Source organism: Sulfuricaulis sp. (genome assembly GCF_024653915.1).
GTDB lineage: Bacteria > Pseudomonadota > Gammaproteobacteria > Acidiferrobacterales > Sulfurifustaceae > Sulfuricaulis.
Window position 1 is genome coordinate 1 of sequence record NZ_JANLGY010000027.1, and the last position, 24,110, is coordinate 24,110.

At 59.3% G+C, this 24,110-nt stretch carries 25 protein-coding genes and 1 tRNA gene; 15 read left to right on the forward strand and 11 right to left on the reverse strand.

Annotation, left to right across the window (positions count from 1 at the left end):
- The 8 genes from NUV55_RS12840 to NUV55_RS12875 form a co-directional block, all read left to right on the forward strand.
- Positions 1-982: hypothetical protein (locus tag NUV55_RS12840; RefSeq protein ID WP_296673596.1), on the forward strand; the 982-nt coding region annotated here is incomplete at its 5' end.
- On the forward strand, positions 979-1,719 hold the full coding sequence (locus tag NUV55_RS12845) for a CpsD/CapB family tyrosine-protein kinase (protein WP_296673597.1): 741 nt from the start codon (positions 979-981) through the stop codon (positions 1,717-1,719). The genes NUV55_RS12840 and NUV55_RS12845, both read left to right, overlap by 4 nt.
- Before the next feature lie 66 nt (positions 1,720-1,785).
- On the forward strand, positions 1,786-3,219 hold the full coding sequence (locus tag NUV55_RS12850) for an O-antigen ligase (protein ID WP_296673599.1): 1,434 nt from the start codon (positions 1,786-1,788) through the stop codon (positions 3,217-3,219).
- 4 nt (positions 3,220-3,223) lie between these two features.
- Positions 3,224-4,348, forward strand: a complete 1,125-nt coding sequence (locus tag NUV55_RS12855; RefSeq protein WP_296673600.1) for an acyltransferase — start codon at positions 3,224-3,226, stop codon at positions 4,346-4,348.
- Entirely contained in the window at positions 4,345-5,784 is a 1,440-nt protein-coding gene (locus NUV55_RS12860; protein ID WP_296673602.1) for a haloacid dehalogenase-like hydrolase, read from the forward strand. The genes NUV55_RS12855 and NUV55_RS12860 overlap by 4 nt, the downstream gene beginning before the upstream one ends.
- Positions 5,781-6,701, forward strand: coding sequence for a glycosyltransferase family 2 protein (locus NUV55_RS12865; RefSeq protein WP_296673604.1), 921 nt, complete (start codon positions 5,781-5,783; stop codon positions 6,699-6,701). Before NUV55_RS12860 ends, NUV55_RS12865 begins: the two co-directional genes overlap by 4 nt.
- Positions 6,698-7,882 carry a glycosyltransferase family 2 protein gene (locus NUV55_RS12870; protein WP_296673606.1) on the forward strand — a complete coding sequence of 395 codons (1,185 nt, stop codon included), beginning with the start codon at positions 6,698-6,700 and terminating at the stop codon, positions 7,880-7,882. The genes NUV55_RS12865 and NUV55_RS12870 overlap by 4 nt, the downstream gene beginning before the upstream one ends.
- On the forward strand, positions 7,879-9,156 hold the full coding sequence (locus NUV55_RS12875; protein WP_296673607.1) for a hypothetical protein: 1,278 nt from the start codon (positions 7,879-7,881) through the stop codon (positions 9,154-9,156). Before NUV55_RS12870 ends, NUV55_RS12875 begins: the two co-directional genes overlap by 4 nt.
- 50 nt (positions 9,157-9,206) lie before the next feature.
- On the opposite strand, the gene NUV55_RS12880 is transcribed toward NUV55_RS12875, so the two are convergent.
- Both NUV55_RS12880 and NUV55_RS12885 read right to left on the reverse strand, forming a co-directional pair.
- Entirely contained in the window at positions 9,207-10,550 is a 1,344-nt protein-coding gene (locus tag NUV55_RS12880) for a GNAT family N-acetyltransferase (protein ID WP_296673609.1), read from the reverse strand.
- 23 nt (positions 10,551-10,573) lie between these two features.
- Positions 10,574-11,560 carry a hypothetical protein gene (locus tag NUV55_RS12885; RefSeq protein ID WP_296673611.1) on the reverse strand — a complete coding sequence of 329 codons (987 nt, stop codon included), beginning with the start codon at positions 11,558-11,560 and terminating at the stop codon, positions 10,574-10,576.
- A 768-nt stretch (positions 11,561-12,328) separates the two neighbouring features.
- Here NUV55_RS12885 and NUV55_RS12890 point away from each other — a divergent pair.
- The 5 genes from NUV55_RS12890 to NUV55_RS12910 all read left to right on the forward strand — a co-directional run bounded on the left by NUV55_RS12890 (position 12,329) and on the right by NUV55_RS12910 (position 13,878).
- Positions 12,329-12,508, forward strand: coding sequence for a hypothetical protein (locus NUV55_RS12890; RefSeq protein WP_296673612.1), 180 nt, complete (start codon positions 12,329-12,331; stop codon positions 12,506-12,508).
- Positions 12,509-12,600: 92 nt separating this feature from the next.
- A complete protein-coding gene (locus NUV55_RS12895; protein ID WP_296673614.1) occupies positions 12,601-12,912 on the forward strand; it encodes a BON domain-containing protein in 312 nt (103 codons plus the stop codon).
- A gap of 18 nt (positions 12,913-12,930) precedes the next feature.
- Positions 12,931-13,101, forward strand: a complete 171-nt coding sequence (locus tag NUV55_RS12900; protein WP_367280427.1) for a CsbD family protein — start codon at positions 12,931-12,933, stop codon at positions 13,099-13,101.
- Between the two features lie 146 nt (positions 13,102-13,247).
- Entirely contained in the window at positions 13,248-13,424 is a 177-nt protein-coding gene (locus NUV55_RS12905; protein WP_296673616.1) for a DUF1328 domain-containing protein, read from the forward strand.
- Between the two features lie 52 nt (positions 13,425-13,476).
- Entirely contained in the window at positions 13,477-13,878 is a 402-nt protein-coding gene (locus tag NUV55_RS12910; RefSeq protein ID WP_296673618.1) for a PA2779 family protein, read from the forward strand.
- A 193-nt stretch (positions 13,879-14,071) separates the two neighbouring features.
- Here the strand turns inward: NUV55_RS12910 and NUV55_RS12915 are convergent, their stop codons facing one another.
- From NUV55_RS12915 to NUV55_RS12930, 4 genes are all read right to left on the reverse strand, one after another.
- Positions 14,072-14,668, reverse strand: a complete 597-nt coding sequence (locus NUV55_RS12915; protein WP_296673619.1) for an alternative oxidase — start codon at positions 14,666-14,668, stop codon at positions 14,072-14,074.
- A 210-nt stretch (positions 14,669-14,878) separates the two neighbouring features.
- Entirely contained in the window at positions 14,879-16,306 is a 1,428-nt protein-coding gene (locus NUV55_RS12920; protein ID WP_296673621.1) for an AsmA family protein, read from the reverse strand.
- A gap of 135 nt (positions 16,307-16,441) precedes the next feature.
- Entirely contained in the window at positions 16,442-17,809 is a 1,368-nt protein-coding gene (locus NUV55_RS12925) for an ATP-grasp domain-containing protein (RefSeq protein WP_296673622.1), read from the reverse strand.
- The gene (locus NUV55_RS12930; RefSeq protein WP_296673624.1) at positions 17,781-18,146 is read right to left on the reverse strand and encodes an iron-sulfur cluster assembly accessory protein; all 366 of its coding nucleotides are present in this window, start codon (positions 18,144-18,146) and stop codon (positions 17,781-17,783) included. The genes NUV55_RS12925 and NUV55_RS12930 overlap by 29 nt, the downstream gene beginning before the upstream one ends.
- Before the next feature lie 160 nt (positions 18,147-18,306).
- Between NUV55_RS12930 and NUV55_RS12935 the strand changes: the two genes are divergently transcribed.
- Entirely contained in the window at positions 18,307-18,591 is a 285-nt protein-coding gene (locus NUV55_RS12935; protein WP_296673626.1) for an oxidative damage protection protein, read from the forward strand.
- 41 nt (positions 18,592-18,632) lie between these two features.
- Positions 18,633-20,021, forward strand: coding sequence for a CUAEP/CCAEP-tail radical SAM (seleno)protein (locus NUV55_RS12940; RefSeq protein ID WP_296673628.1), 1,389 nt, complete (start codon positions 18,633-18,635; stop codon positions 20,019-20,021).
- A 37-nt stretch (positions 20,022-20,058) separates the two neighbouring features.
- Here the strand turns inward: NUV55_RS12940 and NUV55_RS12945 are convergent.
- The 5 genes from NUV55_RS12945 to NUV55_RS12965 all read right to left on the reverse strand — a co-directional run bounded on the left by NUV55_RS12945 (position 20,059) and on the right by NUV55_RS12965 (position 24,093).
- Positions 20,059-20,134, reverse strand: a tRNA-Phe gene (locus NUV55_RS12945).
- A 225-nt stretch (positions 20,135-20,359) separates the two neighbouring features.
- Positions 20,360-20,635, reverse strand: a complete 276-nt coding sequence (locus NUV55_RS12950; protein ID WP_296673629.1) for an oxidative damage protection protein — start codon at positions 20,633-20,635, stop codon at positions 20,360-20,362.
- 123 nt (positions 20,636-20,758) lie between these two features.
- The gene (gene mutY, locus NUV55_RS12955) at positions 20,759-21,829 is read right to left on the reverse strand and encodes an A/G-specific adenine glycosylase (RefSeq protein ID WP_296673631.1); all 1,071 of its coding nucleotides are present in this window, start codon (positions 21,827-21,829) and stop codon (positions 20,759-20,761) included.
- A complete protein-coding gene (locus NUV55_RS12960) occupies positions 21,822-22,376 on the reverse strand; it encodes an SRPBCC family protein (RefSeq protein WP_296673633.1) in 555 nt (184 codons plus the stop codon). Before NUV55_RS12960 ends, mutY begins: the two co-directional genes overlap by 8 nt.
- Positions 22,377-22,389: 13 nt before the next feature.
- Positions 22,390-24,093, reverse strand: coding sequence for an AsmA family protein (locus NUV55_RS12965; protein WP_296673635.1), 1,704 nt, complete (start codon positions 24,091-24,093; stop codon positions 22,390-22,392).
- Positions 24,094-24,110: the final 17 nt, after the last annotated feature.

The window sequence follows — 24,110 nt, forward strand, 5'->3', positions numbered from 1 at the left end:
TTATCAGGGTCAACTGGGCAGTCAGCTGATCTACGTGACGTATTCGGCGAACAAACCGGCGGAGGCGGCGCAGGTGGCGAACACGGTGGCGGAGGTTTACAAGGAACAGGACTATATGCGCTCAACCGGCCCGCCAAGTGAGCGCGCCAAGCGTTATGCGGAACAATTGAGCGAACTCAAGGGCAAGGTCGATCAGGCGCAGAAACAAGTCACGGCGTTTCATCAGCGAAACAATCTGATTGACGAGGGGAACAAGACCAACGTCGATGTGGTTTTGCTGGCAACTCTCGAGGGGCGCTTGCTGGAAGCGCGGAATGCGCGTCGTGCCGCCGAGGCGCGGGCGTCGGGCGACCAGTCTGTCAACGATCAGGTGCTGTCTTCAACCCTGATTCAGTCGTTGAAAACACAACTCGCCACCCAGGAATCGCGTATGGCCCAGCTTAATACGGCCTATGCTCCGCAACATCCCGACATCCTGGAGTTGCAAGCGCAAATTGATGCCAGTCGGCACTCGCTTGCGGTTGCTCTGCAAAGCTACACCGCCAACGCATCGGCGGGACTGAGCGTGGCGCAGCGGCTGGAACAGGATCTGCAGCGGGCGGCCGCGGAACAGCGCGCGAAGGTGCTTGCCATGGGCCGGCTGCACAACGATGCCGCGAAATATCTTCTGGAACTCGAATCCGCGCAGGCCGTATACAAGCGCGCGCTCGAAGGTTACGACCAGATCATGTTCGCCTCCGCCGGCCACTACACCAACGTCAGTTTTGTCAGCCGCGCCACGCCGCCGGTAAAGGCCAGCAAGCCCAAGGTATTGACCGGGATTGTTCTCGGCTGCATCGCGGCCGGGGTGCTGGGACTGGGCATTCCGCTGGGTTACGAACTTTTCAATCGCCGCGTGCGCTGCCGCGATGATCTCGAGCGCCATCACGGGATTCCGGTGCTGGCGGAATTTGGCGCGTTACCGATGAGGACAACCGCATGAACATAAAAACTGCCAGCCACAACACCGTAGATTCAAAACACGCGTCGCATGGAGGCTCTGACCAGGCGTCGAGGTTGAGGGGCGAAATTACCTCGATCGAACCCATGGTGGAGCCGAGTGACCGGTTGATCGTGGCGCACGACCCTTACGATCCACGCTACGAAAAAATCCGTGCGCTGCGGACCGAGCTGCTGTTGCGGCGCGAGTCGACCGATCGCGCCGACATCATCGCGTTGTTGAGCCCGTGTCCCGGCGAGGGGCGCTCGCTGCTGGCGGCGGAACTCGCCATTGCCTTCGCGCAGATGGGACGTCCGACCTTGCTGGTGGACGCGGATTTGCGCCGCCCGCAACAGCATTTGCTTTTCGGCACCGACAACCGCGTGGGGCTGTCGCAGGCGATCGAGTACGGCACCAAACCGCAGCTGCATACCGTGCGCGGCTTGCCGCGAATGTCGGTGCTGACGGCGGGTGAGGTTCCGGCCAATCCGCTGGAGTTGCTGTCTAGCGGTAACTTTGTCTCGATGATCGAGGATTGGCGCGACAATTTTGAGTTCGTCCTGATCGACACGGCCCCGGTCATGCATTTTTCGGATGGACTGGCGGTCGCCAGTCTCGTCGGCCGCGTACTGGCGTTGAGTCGCGCGCAACACACGCCTTACAAGGACATGCAGGATATGTTGCGGCGACTGGCGGCCACGCGTTCACAAATCTTGGGCGCCGTCATCAGCCATTTCTGATTTTCATGCCGGTTCGCTGCATCGTTTTACCCGGCGCCGGCGTCCCACCCAGCAAAAGCGATAGTTATGGATCTGAAAACATCGAACACGGCGCAGCCCAACGGCATGGCGTGGCTGCGAGACGACCGGCATTCCCTGTTCCTGGGGGGAATGATGTGGGTGCTGATCGTGCTGATGATCGTGCCAGACGGCTTCGATTACCAAAGCCTCGGGACGACCAGCGCGCCCAGCTCTGGCGGGCCCATCAGCCGCATGCTGTGGCTGGTGCTGCTGGGGCTGGGCGTCGTCATCATATTCTGGCGCGCGGGTCTGGCCTGGCTGCTGGCACGCGCACTGAATCCGTTTTTCATTCTGTTCGTGGCGCTCGCGGTCGTCAGCGTCGCCTGGTCCATTGACCCGACACTGAGCATTCGGCGTCTTATCCGGCTCGGCACGATCGTGCTGGCATGCACCGGGTTCGTGTTGATGAGCTGGCACGCGCGGCGCTACCAGAACGTCGTGCGCCCGATCCTTACCCTCGTACTGCTGGGTTCGATTGTTTTTGGTCTCGTGTTTCCAGCGCTCGCCATCCATCAACAAACCACGCCGGAGCTGATCGGCGCGTGGCGCGGGCTCGCCAATCACAAGAACGGTCTTGGCGCCCTGGCCTGCATATCCCTGATTTTCTGGTTTCATGCCTGGCTCACCCGGGAGGTCAGGTTTCTGCCGGCATTGGCCGGCGGCACGATCGCCGCGGCCTGCCTGGTGCTGTCGCGCAGCTCGACATCGCTGGCGGCCACCCTATTCGTGATGGTCTTTCTGGTCATGCTGTTGCGTTCGCCCCACGGTCTGCGTCCATATATGCCCTATCTGGTCGCGATGCTGGTGGCGATACTCCTTATGTACGCTCTCGTCGTCCTGAACCTGATCCCCGGAAAGGGAACCTTGATGGCCCCCATCACCCTGCTGACCGGCAAGGACATGTCGCTCACCGGCCGCACCGAAATCTGGGCGATCCTTTCCGAGCATATCAGTTACCGTCCCTTCCTCGGCAGCGGCTACGCAGCCTATTGGACCGCCGGACCGGTGGCCGGTACGGACTCCTATGCATTCGTATGGCACATGGGTTCCTTTTACCCCGGCTCCGCCCACAACGGCTATCTGGAAATCGTGAACGATCTGGGATGGGCCGGCCTGCTGTGCCTGATCGCCTATATCGTCATGCATGTCCGGCAATCGCTGCAGTTGCTGGGAATAGACCGCCATCAGGGCGCCCTGTACCTGGCGCTGTTCTTTCAGCAGGCGATCACGAACTTGTCCGAAACGCACTGGTTCAGCGTGCTGAGCGTTGACTTCGTGATCATGGCGCTGGCGACGACGGCGCTGGCACGCAACCTTCTGGAACACCGGTTGCACCTGGTATTTGGTCAACCCCAGGTCTCCACGAGCGAGCCGGTCCATGTCATGGCCATACCGCCGGCGCGCAAATCTTTCACGCGCGCAGAGGGCGGCGGAGCCTGATGCCATGATGCCCGCCAGCGGCCATCCCCAATATGCCACCGGCACCATCCCGTCCCTGGATGGCATCCGCGCGATCGCGGTGGCGCTGGTGTTCTTCGCCCACAGCGGGTTCGACGATCTCATTCCCGGCGGCCTCGGCGTCACCATTTTTTTCGTGCTGAGCGGCTACCTGATCACCACGCTCATGCGCATCGAACACGCCCGCGGCGGCGGCATCAGCTATCGCGGCTTTTACCTGCGCCGCCTGCTACGGCTGATGCCGCCATTATTTATCGTGGTGGCCGTAGCCGGCCTGCTGGCCGCCCTGTCCATCATCGATGGCGGTTTCACGCCGGGCGGCTTGTTCTCGGCTCTGTTCTATTTCGGCAACTATCATGTGATCGCGAATGACTACCATGGCATGCCAGCGGGCCTCGGCGTGATATGGTCACTGGCCATCGAGGAGCACTATTATCTTTTTTATCCTCCGCTGGCGGCGTTGTTGTTGCGGGTCGGTCGCGTCGGACTGTCCGTCACCGTGCTCTCGATACTCTGCGTGGCCGTTCTGGCCTGGCGCTACTGGCTCGTGTTTCATGGCGGTTCGGAAGCGTATATCACCGTGGCAACCGACACGCGGGTCGACGCCATTCTGATCGGATGCCTCATGGCGTTGTTGCTCAACCCCTGGCTTGATCCGATCCCGCCCCCGAAAGCGCTTAACGACTGGGGAATCGCCGCGATCTGTGTTGCCGTGCTAATGGGCACCTTGTTATATCGCGACGAAGTCTTCCGGCTCACGGCCCGCTACACCCTGCAATGCCTGGCAATCGCGCCCCTGATCTATCTGGCCGTGGCGCGGGCGGAACGGCTGCCGTTTCGCTGGTTGAACGCCCGGCCGCTCGTGTATATCGGAACGATTTCCTACACCATCTATCTTTCGCATCACGTCATTCTGCTGGGCCTTGCCAAACACTGGCCGCAGCTGGGCTGGATCGGGCTGACGCTCGCGGGAGCCGCCGTGACGCTGGCGGTGGCGGAGCCGATGCGCCGTTGGGTTGAACAGCCCTGCGCCAGATTGCGCAAGCGACTGCATCGAAAAACCCTCGTGCGCCAGCCGGCGCCGGGCATTCTCCCCGTGGGTGCGCCATGAAATGCGCTGAAGTCATCACACCGCACGACGTGTCCCCGGAAGCGGCCATCAGCGCCATCCTGAGCCACGGCGGGCCGGTTCTGCTCGACCTGGATGAAACGCTGTATCTGCGCAACTCCACCGAGGACTTCATTGACTCGGCGCGTCCGCGCCTGCCGGCGCTGGTGCTGATGAGGATGCTGGATGCCGTCAAACCGTGGCGCTGGACCGGCGGCGAAACCACCCGCGACGTGTGGCGCGTGCGCCTCATCGCGACATGCTTTCCCTGGACCGTGAGGCGCTGGAAAAACCAGGTTACCGGGCTCGCAAAAAACTTCACCAACCTGCGTCTGATGGAAGCGCTGAAAACGCCGGGTACGACGCCGATCATCACCACCGCCGGATTCCAGCCGATCGTCGCGCCGCTGGTGGCGGCGCTGGGTCTGCCGCAGGCGCAAATAATCGCCGCGCGCCTGTCGACCTTCGCCGACCGCCGCAATGGAAAACTTCATCGGGTCGTCGGCGCGCTCGGTGATGACACCGTGCGCCGCGCGCTCGTGCTTACCGATTCGGCGCAGGATCTGACACTGCTCAACGCGTGTGCACGCCCGTTGCGGGCGGTGTGGCCGGAGGCGCGTCACCAGCACGCCTTGAGCGGCGTCTACCTGCCCGGTCAGTACCTGACGCATGTCAAACGACCCGGCGCGCGCTATATCGTCCGCGGCATCCTACAGGAGGATTTCGCGCTCTGGGTCTTGAGCTCGATGGCACTGGCGGCGCTGCCGCTGCTGCATGTCCTGGGTCTGCTGTTCCTGCTGGTGTCGTTCTGGGCGATCTACGAGCGCGGCTACGTCGACAATGATCTAATCGCGGCGCGTTTCGAGGCAGACCCAAAACTCAGCGCGGCATTCCTGGATTCCCAGGTGGCCACACCGCGTTGGCAGCCGTGGATCTGGGCGTTTGCCTGCGGCGCGATCGCCATTGCTCTGCTGCGCTGGCCGATGACCCCGGTGCCCACGGACTTCGCCGCGTGGGTCGCGGTACTTCTGGCAACCCATGGATGGTTCGCGCTGTACAACCGCTTCGACAAAGGGGCGCGGATCTGGATGTTTGCGGGATTGCAGTTTGCGCGCAGCGCGGCCTTTGTCGCGCTGGTGCCGATCGCTCTGATCGGCGCGGTCGCACTCGGCGCTCACGTCCTGGCGAAGTGGGTGCCCTATTACGTATACCGGCTCGGCGGCAAGGAATGGCCCGAGGCACCGTTTCATTTGATACGTTTGATGTTCTTCGTGGTGCTGGCGCTGTTGCTGGGGTTATCCCAGGGGCTCACGTCGCTGTTGAGCTGGACCGCGTTGGCGCTGCTGGTCTGGAATTTATTCAGGGCCCGCCAGGAACTGGCCGCGGCTTTGACGACGGCCAGACGTCTGGACCGAACCGACACCCGGCCCCCACCATGAACATCAGCCTGTGCATTGCCACCTATCACCGGCCGGAACGGCTGGGCGCACTGCTCGATGACCTCGTCAAACAGCAGCAACTTCCAAAAGACGTCGTGGTAGTCGATAACGATGCCGCGGGCAGCGCACGCGCCGTGGTGGAACGGCGGCGCATGTTGGGTGCTCCATTTCCGATTCACTACGATATTCAGCCAGAGAAAAATATTTCTCTGACACGCAACCGCACTGTGGCGCTGGCGAGCAGCGACTGGATCGCCTTCATCGACGACGACGAACGCGCGCCGGCAGGCTGGTTAAAAAAACTGTCTGAAGCCGCTATCCGCTGCAATGCCGATGGCGTGCTGGGTCCGGTCGAGCCGGTTGTACCCGCCAATGCGCCGGCATGGATCCAGCACGGTAGCTTTTATGATTGGTGGCGAATGAAAACCTGCGCCATCATTCCTCCCAATAAACTGCGCTTCGGCAACGTGCTGCTGCGGGGCGCGCTCCTGCGCGATACACCGACACCCTTCGATCCGGACTACGGCCTGACCGGCGGCGAAGACGGCGATCTGCTCGGGCGCCTGGTACAGCAGGGCGCGCGCATCGTGTGGTGCGACGAAGCCATCGTGCACGAGCCGGTCGAAGGCGCGCGCCTGTCGTTGCGCTGGCTGCTGCTGCGGGCATTGCGCGGCGGACAGGACTTCGCGCGACACTGGCTGGCGGGAAGTTATGGACAACTCACGTCAACCGGGCGTGTGCGCCTTTTTCTGCGCGCACTCCTGCAGTCGGCGCTGGCGGCCGGGTTGGCGTTGCTGTCCTGGCCACTCGGCCGGCATCGCGCCGTGTATTGGCTGCTGAAGGCATCAGCCAATATCGGAAAAATATCGATTTTACTTGGTTGGCATTACCGTGAATACGGAGGCAAGGACACATGACGACCATGGCGCATCTGATCTTGTTTGTGCTGGCGCTGCCGGCAACCGCGGTGAGTTTATATTTGCTGTTGTTTACGCTGCTGTCGCGTGCACCACCGGCGGCACTGCGCTCGTCACGACGGTTACGCTTTGATATCGTCATTCCCGCTCATAACGAGGCAACGGTCATTGAAAGCGTCATCGCCAGCCTGCGCCAGCTTGATTGGCCAGCCGATAATTTCCGTGTGCTGGTGGTCGCCGACAATTGCACTGATTCCACGGCGACACTCGCGCGCGCAGCCGGCGCCGAGGTGCTGGAGCGCCACGACACCAAACACCGCGGAAAAGGTCACGCACTGGACTTTGCATTCCAGGCGAGCCAGGCGCACGGTTGGGCCTACGCCGTTGTCGTCGTGGATGCCGACACAAAGGTCTCGCCGAATCTGCTCGAGGTATTTGCCGCGCGCATCGAGAACGGAGCCAAAGCTATCCAGGCGCACTATGAGGTGCTGAATGCACAAGTATCGTGGCGCACGCGTCTCATGACCATCGCCCTGGCTTCGTTTCACCGGGTGCGTTCGCGCGCGCGCGAACGCTTGCAGCTTTCCTGTGGAATACGCGGCAACGGCTGGTGCATTACGCACCGGTTGCTGCGCCAGGTGCCGTATCGGGCTTACTCCCTGGCCGAAGATATCGAATACGGAATCGAACTGGGCCTCGCCGGCTTTCGCGTACATTACGCCGATGAAGCGCACGTGGCCGCCATGATGGTGTCGGGTGAGCAGGCGGCAAGTACCCAACGCCAACGCTGGGAGGACGGACGCTGGCAGCTGATCCGCTCGAAAACCCTGCCACTGTTGCGGGCGGCCATGGGTTCCGGCGGCGGAGTCTGTCTGGATCTGGCGCTCGATCTATTGGTGTTGCCCTTGTCCTACGTGGCCGTGAATGTTGCGCTATTGACTGTCCTCGCCGGTGTCGCCTTGCTCTGGGAGCCTTCCATGGAGATATGGTTGTGGCTGGGAATTGGCGGCGGCATGAGCCTGCTGCTCTATGTGTTGCGCGGCTGGCAGCTCAGCGGCGTCGGATTACGCGGTCTCGTGGATTTGTTGCATGCTCCGTTTTTCGTGCTTTGGAAAGTACTGCTGATGTTGCGTGCGCGCAGGTCAGCGGAGTGGGTGCGTACCAAACGGGAACCATCGTGAATGACCGCCGTCGCCGGCACTTCGCCTTCGCGCGCCTGCTCAGCAGCGCGGTAGTCAGTCAGGCCCTGCTTTCCGCCGCCAGCTTTGCCATCGGCCTGATCCTCATTCGGGGCACGACCGACATTCAGTACGGCTATTACATTCTGGCGTCGAGTGCCATTCTTCTGCTGGTTTCTCTCCAGAACGCATTTTTCGGTCCTCCCCTGGCGATTCGCCTGACGCGGCTCGATCGTGCGGGACGCGGTGAACTGGTCGGCGGCCTGTACCGCGAGCAACGCCGGTTTCTGCCGGTGCTCGGCGCCATTACCGTCGTCATGGCGCTCGGCTTGTGGTACGCCCGGGTGCTGGACACCCACACCGGGCCGCTGGTGCTCGCCACGGTGGTCGCGGCGCTGACGATCCTGCATCGCGAGTATTTTCGCATGGTGCTGTTCGCGCACCGCCGGCCGCATGACGTGCTCCGCACCGACATGTTCTATGTCGTGCTGATGGTGGCGGGTGTTTTTGCCGCGACCCTCACGCCAGCACCGGCGGTTACCGCCGTCTTCGCGCTCGGTCTCGCCGCGGTGGCGAGTGGAATCCTGTTGTCGCAGACATTACACCGTCATGAACCCTGGAACATTCAGGGCGCGCCAGGCATCCTGCAAGAAATTGCCCCGCTCGCTGCCTGGTCCACCGCGGGCGCGGCCATTCACTGGACCTTCAGCCAGGGATATATTTATCTGGTCGCCGGTACCCTCGACATCGCCGCCGTGGCGGCGATCGCGGCCACGCGCCTGCTGCTGATGCCCGTGAATCTGCTTTCAACGGGAATCGGCACGCTCATGATGCCGCTGGCATCGGGTTGGCTGCATCGGCACGGCGCCTCGCTGTTGCGGCGACGCCTGAGCCTGTTGGCCTTGGCCCTGGTCGCGGCGACGCTATGCTACTTCGCCGTCCTGTGGTTTTTGCGCGATTGGATTTTTGCCGTCGTTCTCAAGAAGCAGTTCGTGCAGCGTGATGCATTGCTAATGCTGTGGGGAGCCATTCTGCTTGTGACGGTGATCCGCGGCCAGCTGATTTATCTGCTGGCGGCACAAGGACGTTTCCGCGTCCTGACCTTGCTCACGCTCGTGAGCGCCGTGATTGCGCTCACCGCCAGCTACTGGGGAATGCGGCAGTTCGGCGTGGCCGGCGCGCTGGTGGGCATGCTGATTGGCGAACTGATCAATGCGGCGGGTATCGTGATCCTTTCATTCCGTAAAGCACCGCACCCGCTCACCGCCCCGGCTTGAACACAAAGGGGCACTGCGGTTCAACACATTCTGTATAAGTTCCGGTATGCTCAGAGCGCACGTTTCATCTTGATTTTCGGTATCCGCTGCGTCTCGAATGGCATCACCGCGGCCAGCTCCGCCTTGGACAGGAACTCACCCCGGCCTTTCCGGGCCTCGGCAATCAGCGCGGCGATGCGCGCTCGTTCCTCAGGGCTTATTTGGAGTTCGGGAATCATGTCGGGCTCCGTCTGCCCGTCCTCGTGCCCGTTGACATTCCGGCGTATGGGATTGAAGCGCACGGGCGCTTTCTTCGGCTTGGCAGTAAATACCCGACGCTTCCAGTCTCCGAGCGTCCGGCGCCAGAATAAAAGACTGCCCACGCGGTATATCTGCGCGAATCGGGTTTCGGTTATTTCCGCCAGCCAGCGAACTTTGTAATATCCAAAACCTGAAAGCATATTGAAGAACGTGTACCGGCCGTCAATGGCCTGACGCATGCCCATCAGCAGCATGGCTGAACCAGGCGCCAATCGGTTCAGGCGTTCATCGTAGGCCATGTTCAACGCGTAGAGCCCTTGCTTGAACGCACCGCTGATGAATCCGGCGACGGGTATTCCATTGAACAAGAGCACCTGAATCGATACCCGCATTGGCTGCCGTGCATCGAGCAATCCCTTGACGTACTCGACCCGCTCAGGATGCCGGCCAATGTTCGCGTTCGCCTTCGACTGCCAGCTGTGGGGTTCGATGCAGCGGTAGAGTTCAAAAAGCGCCGGGGTGATGGCCGGGTCTGACGACGCCAGCAACTCCACGTTGCCAGCGGCGAGCAGGTGGCGCATCTGTCGGCTGACGTTGGAACGGAACTTATGCTGCAGCGCACAAAAGTACTCGCGCAATGTGCCCCAGCGTATGTGTATGGTGCCGTTCTCCAGGCTCGACCATTGGCGCACCAGATACTCCTTGAGATCGACCGCGGCCGGCGGCGGAAACAGCGATGATGTGTCGTCCTGCTGTTGAAATTGCAGAAAACTCCATTCCTGTTTGCGTCCGAGCAGATAAGCATAAAATGCTTCGCTGACCTGGCTCAGACGCTCGGGCCTCGCCACCACATGCGGCCGATCGGTGTCGTGGGTAACCAGGAAGCCGATTTGGGATGTCCGCAGTCCCAAAATTTTTTGCGTGACCTGTTTGAGTGCCAGGTAGCCGGCGAGCCGGCCGTCGAGAAAGGCAGCGAGGAACCACAGGCGCACACCCCGGCCTCCGGGAAAGCACTCGTCATGCCGGATAAAGTTTTCGAAGAACTCGAAGGTCGAGAAGGGATCCGGCCGCGTGGATGCAAGATTCAACGCGTTGACCTCTTCCCGGAGAGTTTCGGCCTCTTCGAGAGCATGGAAACATCGAACCTCGATCAAATACCTGTCTCCATCGATTCACTTTATTCCTCGAGCGCCACCACGCCTCCGGGGGCGTCGGGGGCAACCCGCATCGAAGGGGAGTGTTGTTTTGTCTGCAAATGGTCCAGCCCGGCTTTGCGCGCCAGTCGCTGCACCACTGTTTTAAGCATCGCCGCCGTCCCGTCCTCGCGCGTCGACAACCCGCGCAGGCCGAGCCGGGTACGGAAAAAGCGGTTGGCGACGTAGACTCGCGCGCGCTGCCGGCTTTGCCTGGTAAAGTGCTCGGTCGAGAGCGAGACATTCACGCTGTCCAGGTTGGTCACGCGGTGTGGCGCATTCTGGGGCCAGGCCACCCACTGCCCCGGCTCAAGATCGTAGACCACCGCTGCCAGGTCAAAATCGTTCTCGTAGGGCAAATACTCGTGCCGGACACCGGCGAAGATGTCTTCCAGGAGCTCGCGCTTCACGTAACGCTCGTCGTGCGCGGGGTAAACCCAGACTCGCTTGCGTCCCCGGATATGCCACAGCACCGAGGCCGGGCCGTCGGCATGGTAGTAGACGAGCGTGTGCGGCGACGAGATGAGCAGCGTTCCCTGGCTGAAGTCGGGCATGAAGTCGGGCATCTGCTCCGCGAGCCGTGCATAGAGCTGATCAATGAGCACGCGATAACGCCGGTCGGCGCGGTCGACCCGGGTGACGTTGAGCCACAAGCGTCCGTTCTTGACTGCCTGCAAAAGCTCGGCACCGCTCACTCCGTCGTGGAGCGCGAGCCGGTTTTCGATCCGGGCAGGATCGGAGCCCATGGTCAATGCGTAGAGGTTTTTCCGGGGGAAATGGTCGAGCAGATCGATCAGCGCGGCGTCCGTAAACAGATCCAGCTCATGCAGATTGTGGGTCGCCACCAGCGGCCGCCGGCCGAAGTCGGCTTTATTTACGTCAAACAACCGGACCGCCGGCATCAGCCTCAGGTGTTCTTTCTGTGGAATTGCCCAGGCGGTGACAAAGAGATCCGCCGGAGAACTCGCCATATGCCTCCATCCTTGACTGAATATGCCGGCTTTGAGCTCAGAAGAGGCCATAAGTACCTGCCTGGTAGAGATATGCGAAATCGCGCAAACCGCCCTGCCAGATTTGCAGCTTGCGGCAAACTGAATACGCAAACGGGTTTGGGTCGGGAAACAAGAATGCGCCCAGGAACCGGGCGCGGTCTGTTCGATAGCGTACTAAATGACCTTTCCTTGTCGCTACAGACAGGAAGAAAGCGCCATTTGGGTGGAGCAGATACTCTAAATCAGTTTCGCGCAGCGCGATCTCGGCACGCTGGCGCCGGGTGATGTCCAGACCGTTACCGTGAAAGCCGGTGAAGGCGCCGGCATCATCGTAAACCAGCGCTGTGCTTTTCCTGGTTCATCGGTTGTTTGCGGAGAAGACAGCGGATTTTACCCTGCACTCCGTGCGCACTATGTTCATTAACGCGCATAGTGTATGGCACGCATAGGTAGCCGTATATCGCCATCCGATGAGAGTCTGTTGATGGTTCACACATCCGATGATGTTGATTCACATGCCGAATATCCCACGCCGGTGTTACACGGACTGCCGTTTGTGCGAGCACCCGGTCTTCATCTTGATGGATTTTCTTTGTAGGCCGCGTTTTCCAAGAAGCCCATGGGCCTGGCCCGGGTCTTGGCTTGCCTAGCCCTGAAAAAACCGAGCAATCCAGCGGTTAAGGGGTCGGTCTTCCAAGAATTTCTGTCGCGTGTGCGGGTTACGGGAGCCGTGCGACCCCACGTTCCATGCCCTGTCGTCCGGGCAGGACGGTGCTGGATGCCGTGCTGGAAGCAGGCGGTATCAATGATTTTGCCTCACCGAACCGGACCAAGCTGTATCGCAAGGGAAAAAAACCGACTTACTCGATGTTCGATAACGCACAGAACCCACGCGTCCGTGCGTATATCGTGCGCAGTTCAGTATGAGCAGAAGCCGAGACCGCCGCCATGGTATTCACAGGTGTTGTTCGATGGCACGATCCTGGTACTTGAAACGAATCTAACGAGAGGAATCTATTATGAAAAATCTATTTGGCAGAAGCTGGGTATGGATGGCTGTGTTGCTGATTGGCCTGGCAGGTTGTGCGGGTACGTCGTCACGCGATAGCACCGGTGAGTACATCGATGATGCCGCGATTACCACCAAAGTAAAGTCTGGAATGTTTGCCGATAAGGAAGTGAGTGGCCTCAATATCAGCGTTGATACCATTAAAGGCGTCGTTTATCTGTCTGGAACCGCCGCCACGAGACAGGAATCCAACAAAGCGGCAACGATTGCGCGTAATGTCGCCGGCGTAAAATCGGTCGTCAACAAGATTCAAGTCAAGTAGCAGATGCAGGAGGCTTGTATGAATTGGGACATTGCCAGAGGTAACTGGACCTTGTTCAAGGGAAACGTGAAGTGGCAGTGGGGCAAGCTGACCCATGATCACCTGAGCAAGATTGCCGGCAGACGTGACCAGCTGACCGGCAAAATGCAGAAGGCTTATGGCGCCACAAAACAGGTAACAGGTAACTGAAGAGCAGGCCAAGGAATTTTTCGGGCCGCATAAGGACCAGGGTCCTCGTGTTTAGCGTTGCTTGAGGAAAAAGAGGTTGCGCACGGGGCTGCCGCGCATAGCTTCTCTGCTTAGTGGCAACAATGCATTAAAAAAAGGAGTTAATCATGCTTTACTACGCTGCAGTATTTTTCGTGATCGCTATCATCGCCGGGATCTTCGGGTTTGGCGGCATCGCCGTGGGCGCCGCCGAGATTGCGCGAATCCTGTTTTTCATCTTTATCGTGATATTTCTCGTCAGTCTCATTATGGGTCTCGGTAAAGGTAAATGGCGCTCCAGATAAGGGCGACTCAGGAAGTTTGAAATACATTCACTCACAATTCAGGAGCTCTAAAATGCAAATACTTCGTCGCCTCACCAAACCCGTCAGTCACCTGGTCGTCCTCGGTCTGCTCGCGCTGAGCCTGCATTTACCCGCGGCGCAGGCCGGCATGATCGGCACCGAAGCGGTGGTCAACGCCGCGCAGGCGCAGCAAAACCGCGAGCGTTTGCACAACGCGTTCAGCCGTGACGACGTGCAGGCCCAGCTCCTGGCCCGCGGCGTGGATCCGGCGCAGGTTCAGGCGCGCATGGACAGCCTGACGGATGAAGAAGTGCAGACTCTGGCGAGCAACATGGATCAGCTGCCGGCCGGCGGTAGCGTTGTCGGTGCCCTGGTATTGATCTTCCTTGTGTTGCTGGTCACTGATCTTCTGGGCCTGACCAACGTTTACCCGTTCGTCAAAAAAAGCCGTTAATCGCATCGTTTTGTATATGATTGAGGTTTAAGCTGCTCGGAATATTCCGAGCAGCTTTCAGTTTATTGCAGCGAGGATAGTGACCACCAGTCTTTCTTTATCCATCCAGAAAATTGGCGCGCAACAGACCAGTGTTCTGCGCTCCCTGGTTTGCTAATAGATGGTGTCTGCTTATTGCTTATTCTTCCTGAACTCACGTCATTCTATCGGCATAAGCATGATTGACATCGCGATGACGGACTTCGTCTCCCCGAATTGCAATGACAAGATCATGCAGCGAAGCGCCCACCGGTAAGCGCCAATACTCGATTGCAATATGCGGCGCCGGAATGTTCTTGATGGAACCGCTGCCGATTTCCGCCAGATATTCTGTATATGAAACAATAGCTTCTTCTTCCAGATATCCGACAATTCGATGACATGTTTTTGGGGTTATCAAATACAAGAAGAAATAGAGGTTGTACATCAGACCTTGCACTATCAGTACGATCATTCTCTCCAGCCATGTCGGCTTGGCAATTTCGATGAACGTCATCAGGTGCATGCGCTCATTTTCCGCTTCATCGAGTAGCGTTTTGATTTTACCGCGATCATCTTGCATGGTGCGCAGGGATCTCAAGTGTTGCAGTGTGCCACCCACCATTCCGGGTACGGCTGCTACCGTCTCCAGAACCACCGCCCGGTGACCATAGCGCTTGGCGAAGAAAAGATCTGCGGGAACGCGCATTGCCTTAACAACGGCTAAGGCGATGTAATCAGAAATGGTTTTCGGTACATGGTGGATAGCCATAAATCAATCCAGACTTGCATGTGGCGCCATAAGTACAAGTCCCGCACAAGATTCCATGGATATTTTAATGAGAGAGAAAGCTTACAGTTAAAACTTATTGCCGTATGTGCGAGATCGTACAGAGGATCTTGGGATGGACGAGTGGAAATTCCATGACGTCACGAGTAATAATGAATGTGCTGTATTCCAGGACATTTGGAAGCGCCACTTTCATTTCGGCGGCGCGACCGAACCGGCGTAGAAGACTTCACACTCTCCGCCTGGAAACAGGCCTCTTCCCTTCTTGAGCAGCTTGAGTGCTGGTCCGGCGAGGGACTTGAGGATATTCGGCTTCTCCACCACCGGTTTCTGGAAGGGGCCGCGTATTTTTTGCCGCACCGTGGCGCAACCCTTGGCGTCGATCAGCGCCATGGTCATGTCATCGAACTGTTCATTGATGAAATCAAGTCTTCCTGCCAGGGCGACCCGGTTTTGTTTCGTCGCCATGGCCACGTCCTGTGCCTGTGCCATGCCGTGCTGGAACTTCCAATCGGAGACAACCGTCCGTATTTCGCTGCGCCCCCCCGATTTCCGGAGGATGCCGGCGAAGTCGTACCCCTTCGTGGCTGCCAGGCCCAGGGGGCCGACAAAGAAGAAGGCGCCTGCGTCGACGAGGCTGAAGTTCTGGCTGGATTTGAAGCGGGCGAACTCCTTGTCGAGATCGCTGCCATGGAACGTGAGGTTCTCGCCTCGCAGGGAAATATCTCCGTCCGCGGTCTGCTTCATCTCCCTCGCGGTCTTTCCCTGCATCGACAGGTTCGCGGAAAAATTCATCGTCCCTTCCGCCATCTTCTGTGGCGATAACATTTTTAAGAACTCCTCGACGTGGAATTGCGGCAGAGCGTATCGAACATGGTAAAGGGGAACAGCGCCTGAAAAGTCCGCCTGCATACTTCCCGACCCCTGCGCGCCGAAAATATGCATCGTGACCGGTTTGAGATTGAAAACCCCATTCTTCCCGTCGGCTGAGAACTTCAAATCGGACATCGTGAAGTCGTTATTGCGTATTTCCTTGCACGAAAGTTCCGCCGTGAAGGAAAGATTCATCAAGAGATCCGGGCTTTTCCCGCCAGGGAATCGAAGGTGGCGCACATCCACGTGGCAGCCCCCGGCCTTGAATTCTCCTCCGGATTGCTTGTCCGTGTAGACGAGAGTCGCGTCCGAAAGGGAAACCTTCGCCAGGTCCAGGACGGCTAACGTTTTCCCGGCTGTGTCCGGGTTCTCGAAATTGAACTTGCCGTCGAGATCCCGTTCGATGGAAATAGCAGGGCGCTTCAACGTGATCTTCCCGATCCGGATTTCCTTTCGGAGCAGCGGAAGAAGATCGATCCCAAGACTGGCCCGACTCGCAGAAACGAGGTCGACACCACGGTTGCGGATGTGCGCATCCTCCAGCGTGACATGCAGCCCCGGAAAGAAGCCAAACTCCAGACTTCCGCCAACGCTGACTTCCATGCCCAAGGCTTCCGAGGCGGCCGCTTCCAGTCGGGGCTTGTTGCTGTCGGCGTCCACGAAAAGAAGCAGAGCTACCGCGACGAGAACGAAGAGTCCCACGAGTCCGCCGACAACGTAGAAAGTGATTTTCAGTGTTTTTGACATGAGTTGGATCCGGATTTACAGGAATCACAAGAATCAGTGGATCAGAGCTGTTGAAATGCTAAACGTTCACTCCCCGCTACAGCCCGCGCGAAACTTTCGTTGTTGGGCAAAGTTCAAAGGCTTATTCATTTGAGTTCACTGGCGGCTCTGCGAGCGACTCGCAACGGTCGCATCCCCGCTGCGCGGGGCCCCTGCTTCCTGCTCGCGCACGCCCTTCCACAACGGCATCACCACCACGCGCAAGCAGGCGTGTGCCGCGCGTAACGCCGCCTCCGCTTGTGCAGCGCTTGGGGCGCGCGCGAAAATAAATCCGAGATAACTCGAACCCTCCGGCAAGGGCACCAGCTCGTAGCCCTCGCGCACGTTAATTACCACTTCCTCGATGTACGGCACTTTCCCGGCCGCCAGCACGCCTTCGACGCGCCGCAGGATGCCGGCCTGCGGGGTCGGGATCATCAGCACTCCCGCGCCGCCGGCTTCGCTGTTCAGCTCCGGGCGTTCGCCCAGAGCATGCCGCAACACCAATTCTTCCAGGCTGGAACCGGTGCCAAAGCGCAGCAGGCGTCCGCATAATCCGCCAATCGTGCGCGCGGCAACTTCCAGTATCCATACTCCATTTTCATTAATCCGGCATTCGGCGTGGATCGGCCCTTCGCGCAGTCCATAGGCCGCGCAGGCGTTGGAGATAGTTTCGCGCAAAGTTTTTTGCGTTGGCGCATCCAGCCGTGACGGCGTGATGTAATACGTCTCTTCGAAATACGGGCCGTCCAGCGGATCGGGTTTGTCAAAGATTGTCAGGATTTCGAGGTTCCCGTTGGTTAACAGACCTTCCACTGCAACCTCAAAGCCGGGAATATATTCCTCCACCAGAATGGTTTCGCGTTCTTCGGCTTCACGCAGCCCGGCACGTGACAGCAATACCTGGATGCGCGCCGCCGCCTGCGTAAGTTGGTCTGGATTATCGGCGCGGATCACGCCGCGGCTGGCCGTGAGCGCCACCGGCTTGAGCACGCAGGGAAAGCGGATGTCCCCGGTCTGCGCGGCCAAAGGGCGCGTGAGATCGAGCGTCCAGTGACGTGGCACCGGCACATGGGCCTCGGCCAGCCGATCGCGTGCCAAGTCCTTGCGCCGCGCCAGATGCACCGCTGCGGTGGGATTGTGGGGCAGGCCGAGTTCGGCGGCGGCGAGTGCCGCGATTTCAGTGCTGGCGTCATCGCTGCCGAGCACGGCCGCGAACGGGCGCTGTTGCGCTTCGTGCAGGATGGTTTGCAGGGAGGCTTGGATATCGCCGAGGTCGAGGTGCAGGCCATCGACGTAGGCACTTACTAAAGAATGCTTGGCCTCGGAGGCGACCAGGACTTCGATGCCGCGGGCCTTGGCCGCCGCCAGGAACGGCGCAGTGCGATAACTGTCGTGCGGAGCGATCAGCAGAATGCGGCGCGGGGCCGCATTCCGAACGGGTGCCGTGACCGCTTTAGAAACCGCCGCCGCCGCATCCGCCACAGGTGCCTTTGCCGCCAACCGCCTGGAACACCTTGTCGAACACAAAGCTCGAATTGGCGAAATCGATCTCGCTGCCTTGCAGATAATTGAGCGCGACCGGGTCGACGAAGACCTTGAAGCCCGGGCCTTCGAGCACGCTGTCGTATTCGTTGTCCACGCTGCTGGCGTAGGTCATGTCGTAGGTCATGCCGCTGCAACCACCGCCCGAGACGAATAAGCGAATGCCGGCGATGTCGCTGTCAGCCTCCTTCAGCAGCTCGGCGAACTTGGCCTGCGCCGTCGGGGTGAGCCGCATTTCGGCATCGCCGATGCGGGTGGAATATTCAATTGCGCCCATAACATTACTCCTCATTCATGAATCCAGATGTAAAGCATGGTACCCGATTCGACTGGAATCAAGAAACCGGCACCATATCACCGCATTTACTGTGGCAATGAACTGTAGCCCTGTAAACCTAATACAATGCATCATTGTCATTTACACATAAGAGGATCGAATGGCACGCACCGTTCGCTGCGCCGTACTGAAACGCGAGGCCGAAGGCCTGGAGCGCCCGCCGCACCCGGGGGCGTTGGGCCAACGCATTTTTGAAAACGTTTCCAAGGAAGGCTGGAAACAGTGGCTGGCACGCCTGGCCACGATCATCAACGAGAACAAGCTCAGCAGCGCCGACCCCGGCAGCATCAAGGTGATCGAGCAGCATATGCTCGGGTTCCTGTTCGGCGAAGGCGCTATGGGCCAGCTCCCGGCCGGCTTCCAGGCCGCCGGCGCCAAAAAATAACTGCGCCTGAAAACCCGACGCTGTCGCTCGCGTCTGCTCGCATGAAAGTCGTCCTGATCAATCCCTACGAGATTGGCCGCCAGCCCTTCGGCCTGGCCGAGCCGGCGGCGTGGCTCGCGCGCGCCGGCTGCGAGGTGCATTGCCTCGATCTCACCCTGCAACGCCTCGACCCCGAAGTGCTGCGCGACGCGCGTGTGGTCGCCATCTATGTCGCCATGCACACCGCCACACGCATTGCGATTGAGGCGATACCGCGGGTGCGGGAACTGGCGCCCAAGGCGCATCTGTGCGTTTACGGGCTGTACGCGCCGATGAATGAAAAGTTGCTGCGCGAGTTGGGCGCGCAAACTGTGCTCGGCGGCGAAGTCGAGCCGGCGCTGGTGTCGCTGGTAGAACGCCTTCGCGCCGGCGATGGCAAAGTCCAAACCGAGCCGGTGGTGAATCTGTCCAAGATAGAATTCATGACGCCCGATCGCCGCGCGCTGCCGCCGCTGGAACGCTACGCGCATTTGCAACTGCCGGACGGCGGCCGCAAGACCGTCGGCTTTGCCGAAGGCACACGCGGTTGCAAGCACCTGTGCCGTCATTGCCCGGTGGTGCCGGTGTATCACGGCACGTTCCGCGTCATCCCGGTGGTCACCGTCATGGCCGATATGCGTCAGCAGGTGGCGGCCGGTGCGCAGCATATTTCCTTCGGCGATCCGGATTTCCTCAACGGCCCGACCCACGCGCTCAAGCTGGTGCAGGCCCTGCACGCTGAATTCCCGGATATTACTTACGACGCCACGATCAAAATCCAGCACATCATCAATCACGCCGAAATGTTGCCGGTATTGAAAGCCACCGGTTGCCTGTTCATCACCGCCGCAGTGGAATCGGTCGACGACCGCGTGTTGGAACGGCTGGCCAAGAACCACACGAACGCTGATTTCGCGCGCGCCCTGGCGCTGTGCCGCGCGGCCGGCATCGCGCTCGCTCCGACCTTCGTAGCGTTCACGCCATGGGCCACGCTGGAAGGCTACATCACGTTGCTCAAGCGCCTGCTCGAACTTGATCTGGTCGAGAGCGTGCCGCCGATTCAATTGGCCATCCGCCTGCTGATCCCGCAAGGTTCGCTGCTGTTGGAGTTGCCTGACATGCAAACCCATATTGGCGAGTTCGATTCCAGGCTCTTGGGTTATCCATGGAAAAATCCTGACGCGCGCGTTGATCGCCTGCAGCTTGCGGTACAAGACTTGGTGATGAAAACCGAAGCGGAAAAATCAAGCCGGTGCGAAATCTTCGCATCAATTTGGAAACTGGCGCATGCGGCGCTCGGCGCGGAGATTCCGGAACTGGTGAATAGCGGGAAGAGTGCACCAATCCCGCGCCTGTCCGAACCTTGGTATTGCTGCGCCGAACCGACGCACCAGCAACTGCAAAGTTTCTAAAGCCCGGAAAAGAGTAGTTGCCGCAGTCTGGGAAAAATGGTGGCCGGGGTCGGAATCGAACCAACGACACGCGGATTTTCAATCCGCTGCTCTACCAACTGAGCTACCCGGCCATGCGATTACGGCTTACGTCCATCCCTGTAGGGCCAATCTGGCCCGGCCTTCCATGGCCGGGCGCTCGGCGGCGCAAATGCACGTTAAGTGCATTTGCGAAATCTCCGCCTCTCCCGCTGCTCTACCAACTGAGCTACCCGACCGGGGAGCGGCGCATTATAGAAGAAGCGGTGGGAGTTTGTAAAAAAGTGTCCGAAAAATCAGCGTCAGGCTGAAATGCGGCTTTATTTGCTGGCTGGCGGGACGTAACCTTCCGGCAGCTGCGAGCCCTCGCCGAAGAAATATTTTTCCATCTCGCCCTCGATCATCTTGCGTGCCTTGGGGTCCATGGGGTTGATGCGGTACTCATTCATCAGCATGGTTTGATGGCCGAGCCACAGCTTCCAGGCTTCCTTCGAGACGCTTTCCCAGATGCGCTTGCCGAGCTCACCAGGGTAAGTCGGGTAATCCAGTCCCTCGGCCTCTTTGCCGAGCTTCACACATTTCACCATATGGGCCATTAGTAATTCCTCAAATAATAAAATCTTATACCCGCCATCCCTGGCGTTACGTTCGTTGATTCGATCAACCCCGGCCGCGCCATCCGTGGCGCGGCGCTCGTCAGCGCGATGACACGTTAAGTGTCATCGCGAATTCCCTGACTCGCCCCCCATTCTCAACTGTTCAAGCAGATGTTTCACCGGTGCGCTGAATCCACGCCTGTCCGGACGGCGGACGTTATACCAGACTGTTTCTTCATTCTCCATTGCCTGATTTGTTCCCCCTACCAGCTGCGCGGGTATGGGCGTGATGTCGAGATGAAAGTGACTGAAGCTGTGGCGCAACGTTGGCCATGGCGATTTTGTCTTAATGTTGATCCCCAGTGTTTTGCGACACCATTGCCGCGCGTTGCCGTTAGTGCATTCGGGAAATCCCCACAGACCGCCCCATAGCCCCACTGGTGGACGGCGTTGCAGCAGCACACGTCCGCGCGTATCGTGGATCATGAGCATGTGCGTGGCCTTGACCGGCGTTTTCTGCTTCGCGACCCGTACCGGAAAATCCTGCGGCGCGCCAAGCTGAAAGGCGTGGCAGGTTTTGCGAAGCGGGCAAAGCGCGCATTGCGGCTTCGTGCGTGTGCACACGGTTGCGCCGAGGTCCATGATCGCCTGCGTATAGTCGGCGACGCGTTGGCGCGGTGTGTGTTTTCCCGCAAGTTGCCACAGGCGTTCTTCCGTCTCGCGCTGGTTGATCGGCGTGCCGACAGCGTGGTAACGCGCCAGTACGCGTTTGACGTTGCCATCGAGAATCGGGTGGCGCTGCTCGAAGGCCAGCGACAGAATGGCGCCGGCGGTGGAAGGGCCGATGCCCGGTAACTCCACCGCTGCTTCGAGGCGGCGCGGGAAATCTCCCGCATATTCCTTCACGATATATTGCGCCGCCTGGTGCAGATTGCGCGCGCGGGCGTAGTAACCGAGGCCGGTCCAAAGATGCAGGACTTCGTCGAGATCGGCGCGCGCCAGCGAACGCACATTGGGAAATTGCGCGATGAAGCGTTTGAAATAGGGGATGACTGTCGCGACCTGAGTCTGTTGCAGCATGATCTCCGACACCCAGATGCGATACGCATCGCGCTTGAGCTTCCACGGCAGGGTTTTGCGGCCATGGCGGTCGTACCACGCGAGCAGCCGCTGACTGAGTGAAGCTTTACTCATGGTTCGCCAGGGCCTCCACCTCGAGAGCAGTGAGCCGGATTTCCCGGCGCAGGAAGTATTTCACCACCACCGGGCCGATCAGCGGCGGGATGAAAAAATCCGGCACCAGTTCGGCAGTGTAATGCAATCGGGTTTTCGCGCCCTCGGCCGCCACACGCCAGTGCTCGCTGCCCTCCCGGAAGTCGCTCTGGCCGGGTACCTCGGTGACGAGAATTTCCGTCTGCGGGCGGGCCTCGATATCCACCATGCGCTTGACGGTCTTGCAGAAGATCAGCACGCAGGCCTCGAGCGTGACGCCCACGCGATGCCGATTGGCGTCCTGCTGTTTCAGGACTTGGCTCTCGACGATAATTTTTGAAACCCGCGGCAGGTGTTCGTAGTCCGTCATGATCTGCCAGACCTTGTCGCGCTTGGCATCGAGTACCACTTCGAACGACACCGTGTAACGGCCGTCGGCATGCGTGGTTTCGAGCAGCTCGATGGTACCGGCCGCGGAAGCAGGGGCCCACAGACCAAGAGCCAGCAAGGCTGTTGCACGGAGCGACACGTTTTGTCGCCGGCTATTTTTTGAAGAACTTGAGCTTGTCTTTCAGTTTTTGCTCCAGCTTCTGTTCAACTTTCTCCTTCACCTCGGTTTTCTTTTCTTCCACCTTGCTCTTGATGAGCGCGCTGGTGTCCACCCGGAATTTGAGTTTGGCAAAGGGGCCGGAGATGACGACCGGGTACTGTCCAACCGTAACCCGGTAATCCAGGGTTGCCTTCGGCAGGTCGGCGGAACCCGCGCCGCTTACGTTCACCAGATCCGGGCTCTGTATCTTGAGATCATTGTTCTGCACGATGCCGTTTTTTATCTGCGCGGTTCCGCTCAATTGCGAGAAGGGTGTTTCGTCTACAGCCTGGGGTTTGAGTTCCGTCAGTTTCTGCAACAGGTTGTCGCGTTGCGCGGTTTTGACAGTGTCGATCATCTTCTTCAAGTCCATGCCCTTGACGGCGCCTTTTTGCACCGAAAACGCCGCAGTGCCATTCAGGGTTTCCATGATTTGGCCGGCATCCAGTCCTTGGGCCGTTACCTTGGCACTTAAATCTGCGATGCCCGTGAACTTGTCGAATTGAAGGGCATCCTTGAGCATCGGCGCCAGTTCTACCGCGCTGACCGATTCATCAACGGCCAGCAAAGGGGTTTTGCCACGCACATCGAGCGAAGTTTTGCCGGCATATTTGCCGTTGTAGAGCTTGGCCTGGTTCGGGCCGAGTGTGATCAGGCCGTTGTTGGCGGTGACTTGTATCGCCACATCGCTTGAGTGCAGGTTCATGGCCTTGAGTTTCTGGATGCGCAGCTTGCCCTGGACGTCGAGCGAGCGCAGCAGGCTCAACGGTATTTCCACCGGCGCTGCCGGTGCCGCGGGTGTTTTCGCGCCGGGCGTGGCTGGAGGAGGCGCCGGCATATAGCGGTCCAGGTCAATCTGGTCCAGTGCCAAATCCACACGGTAACCCGGCTTCTCGAAATTCTTTATGGCGAGTGTCCCGGTCAGGCGGCTCTCATCAAAGCCCAGCGCCAGATTCGTGACTTCCAGAGATTGGGTCTTGAGATCGAGTTTAATCTGTGACTTCAGGTCCAGGTGTTTGCGCACGGGCGGCTTACCACTCTCCACATCGAATGCAAGCTGCACATCCACCGGTTCACCAACAACGATCTTTCCGGTCTGGAGATCGAGATTGCGCACGGCGTATTGGGTGTTGCTGGCCTGATCTTTCCAGGTCAGGTCAGCTTTTCGAATATCAATTTTGTTGACGCTGATGCCGCCGATGCCGGGTTCTTTGCCGGGAACGGTTTTCTCGGCGGCGGCTTCCGTTTTGGATGGGGTAACGAGATCGTCCCAGTTGGTTTTGCCGGCGGCGTTTTTCGCGAGATTGAGCTTGAGTCCGTCGAGGAAAACGGTGTCCACGATTACGCGTTTGCGCAGCAATGGCAGCAGCTCCACTTTGGCGCCGGCAGCGTTGATGCGTACAAAGGGCTCTTTGCCGAATCCCGGTGCGTTGCTGAGTTCGAGCTTGCCGGTCTCGATGCCGATCCAGGGAAAGAACGACCAACCTAGCTTGCCCTCGATGGTCAGCTCCCGTCCGGTCTTGTCTTTGACCACTTCTATAATCTTGCCCTTGTAATCGTTGGGATCGAAGAGCAGCGTCAGGGCGACGGCGAGGACGATGAAAAGAGTTAACAGCCCGCCGAACACAATAGCCAGAATTTTCAGGGTTTTTTTCAAGGGTCCCTCCGGGGAGA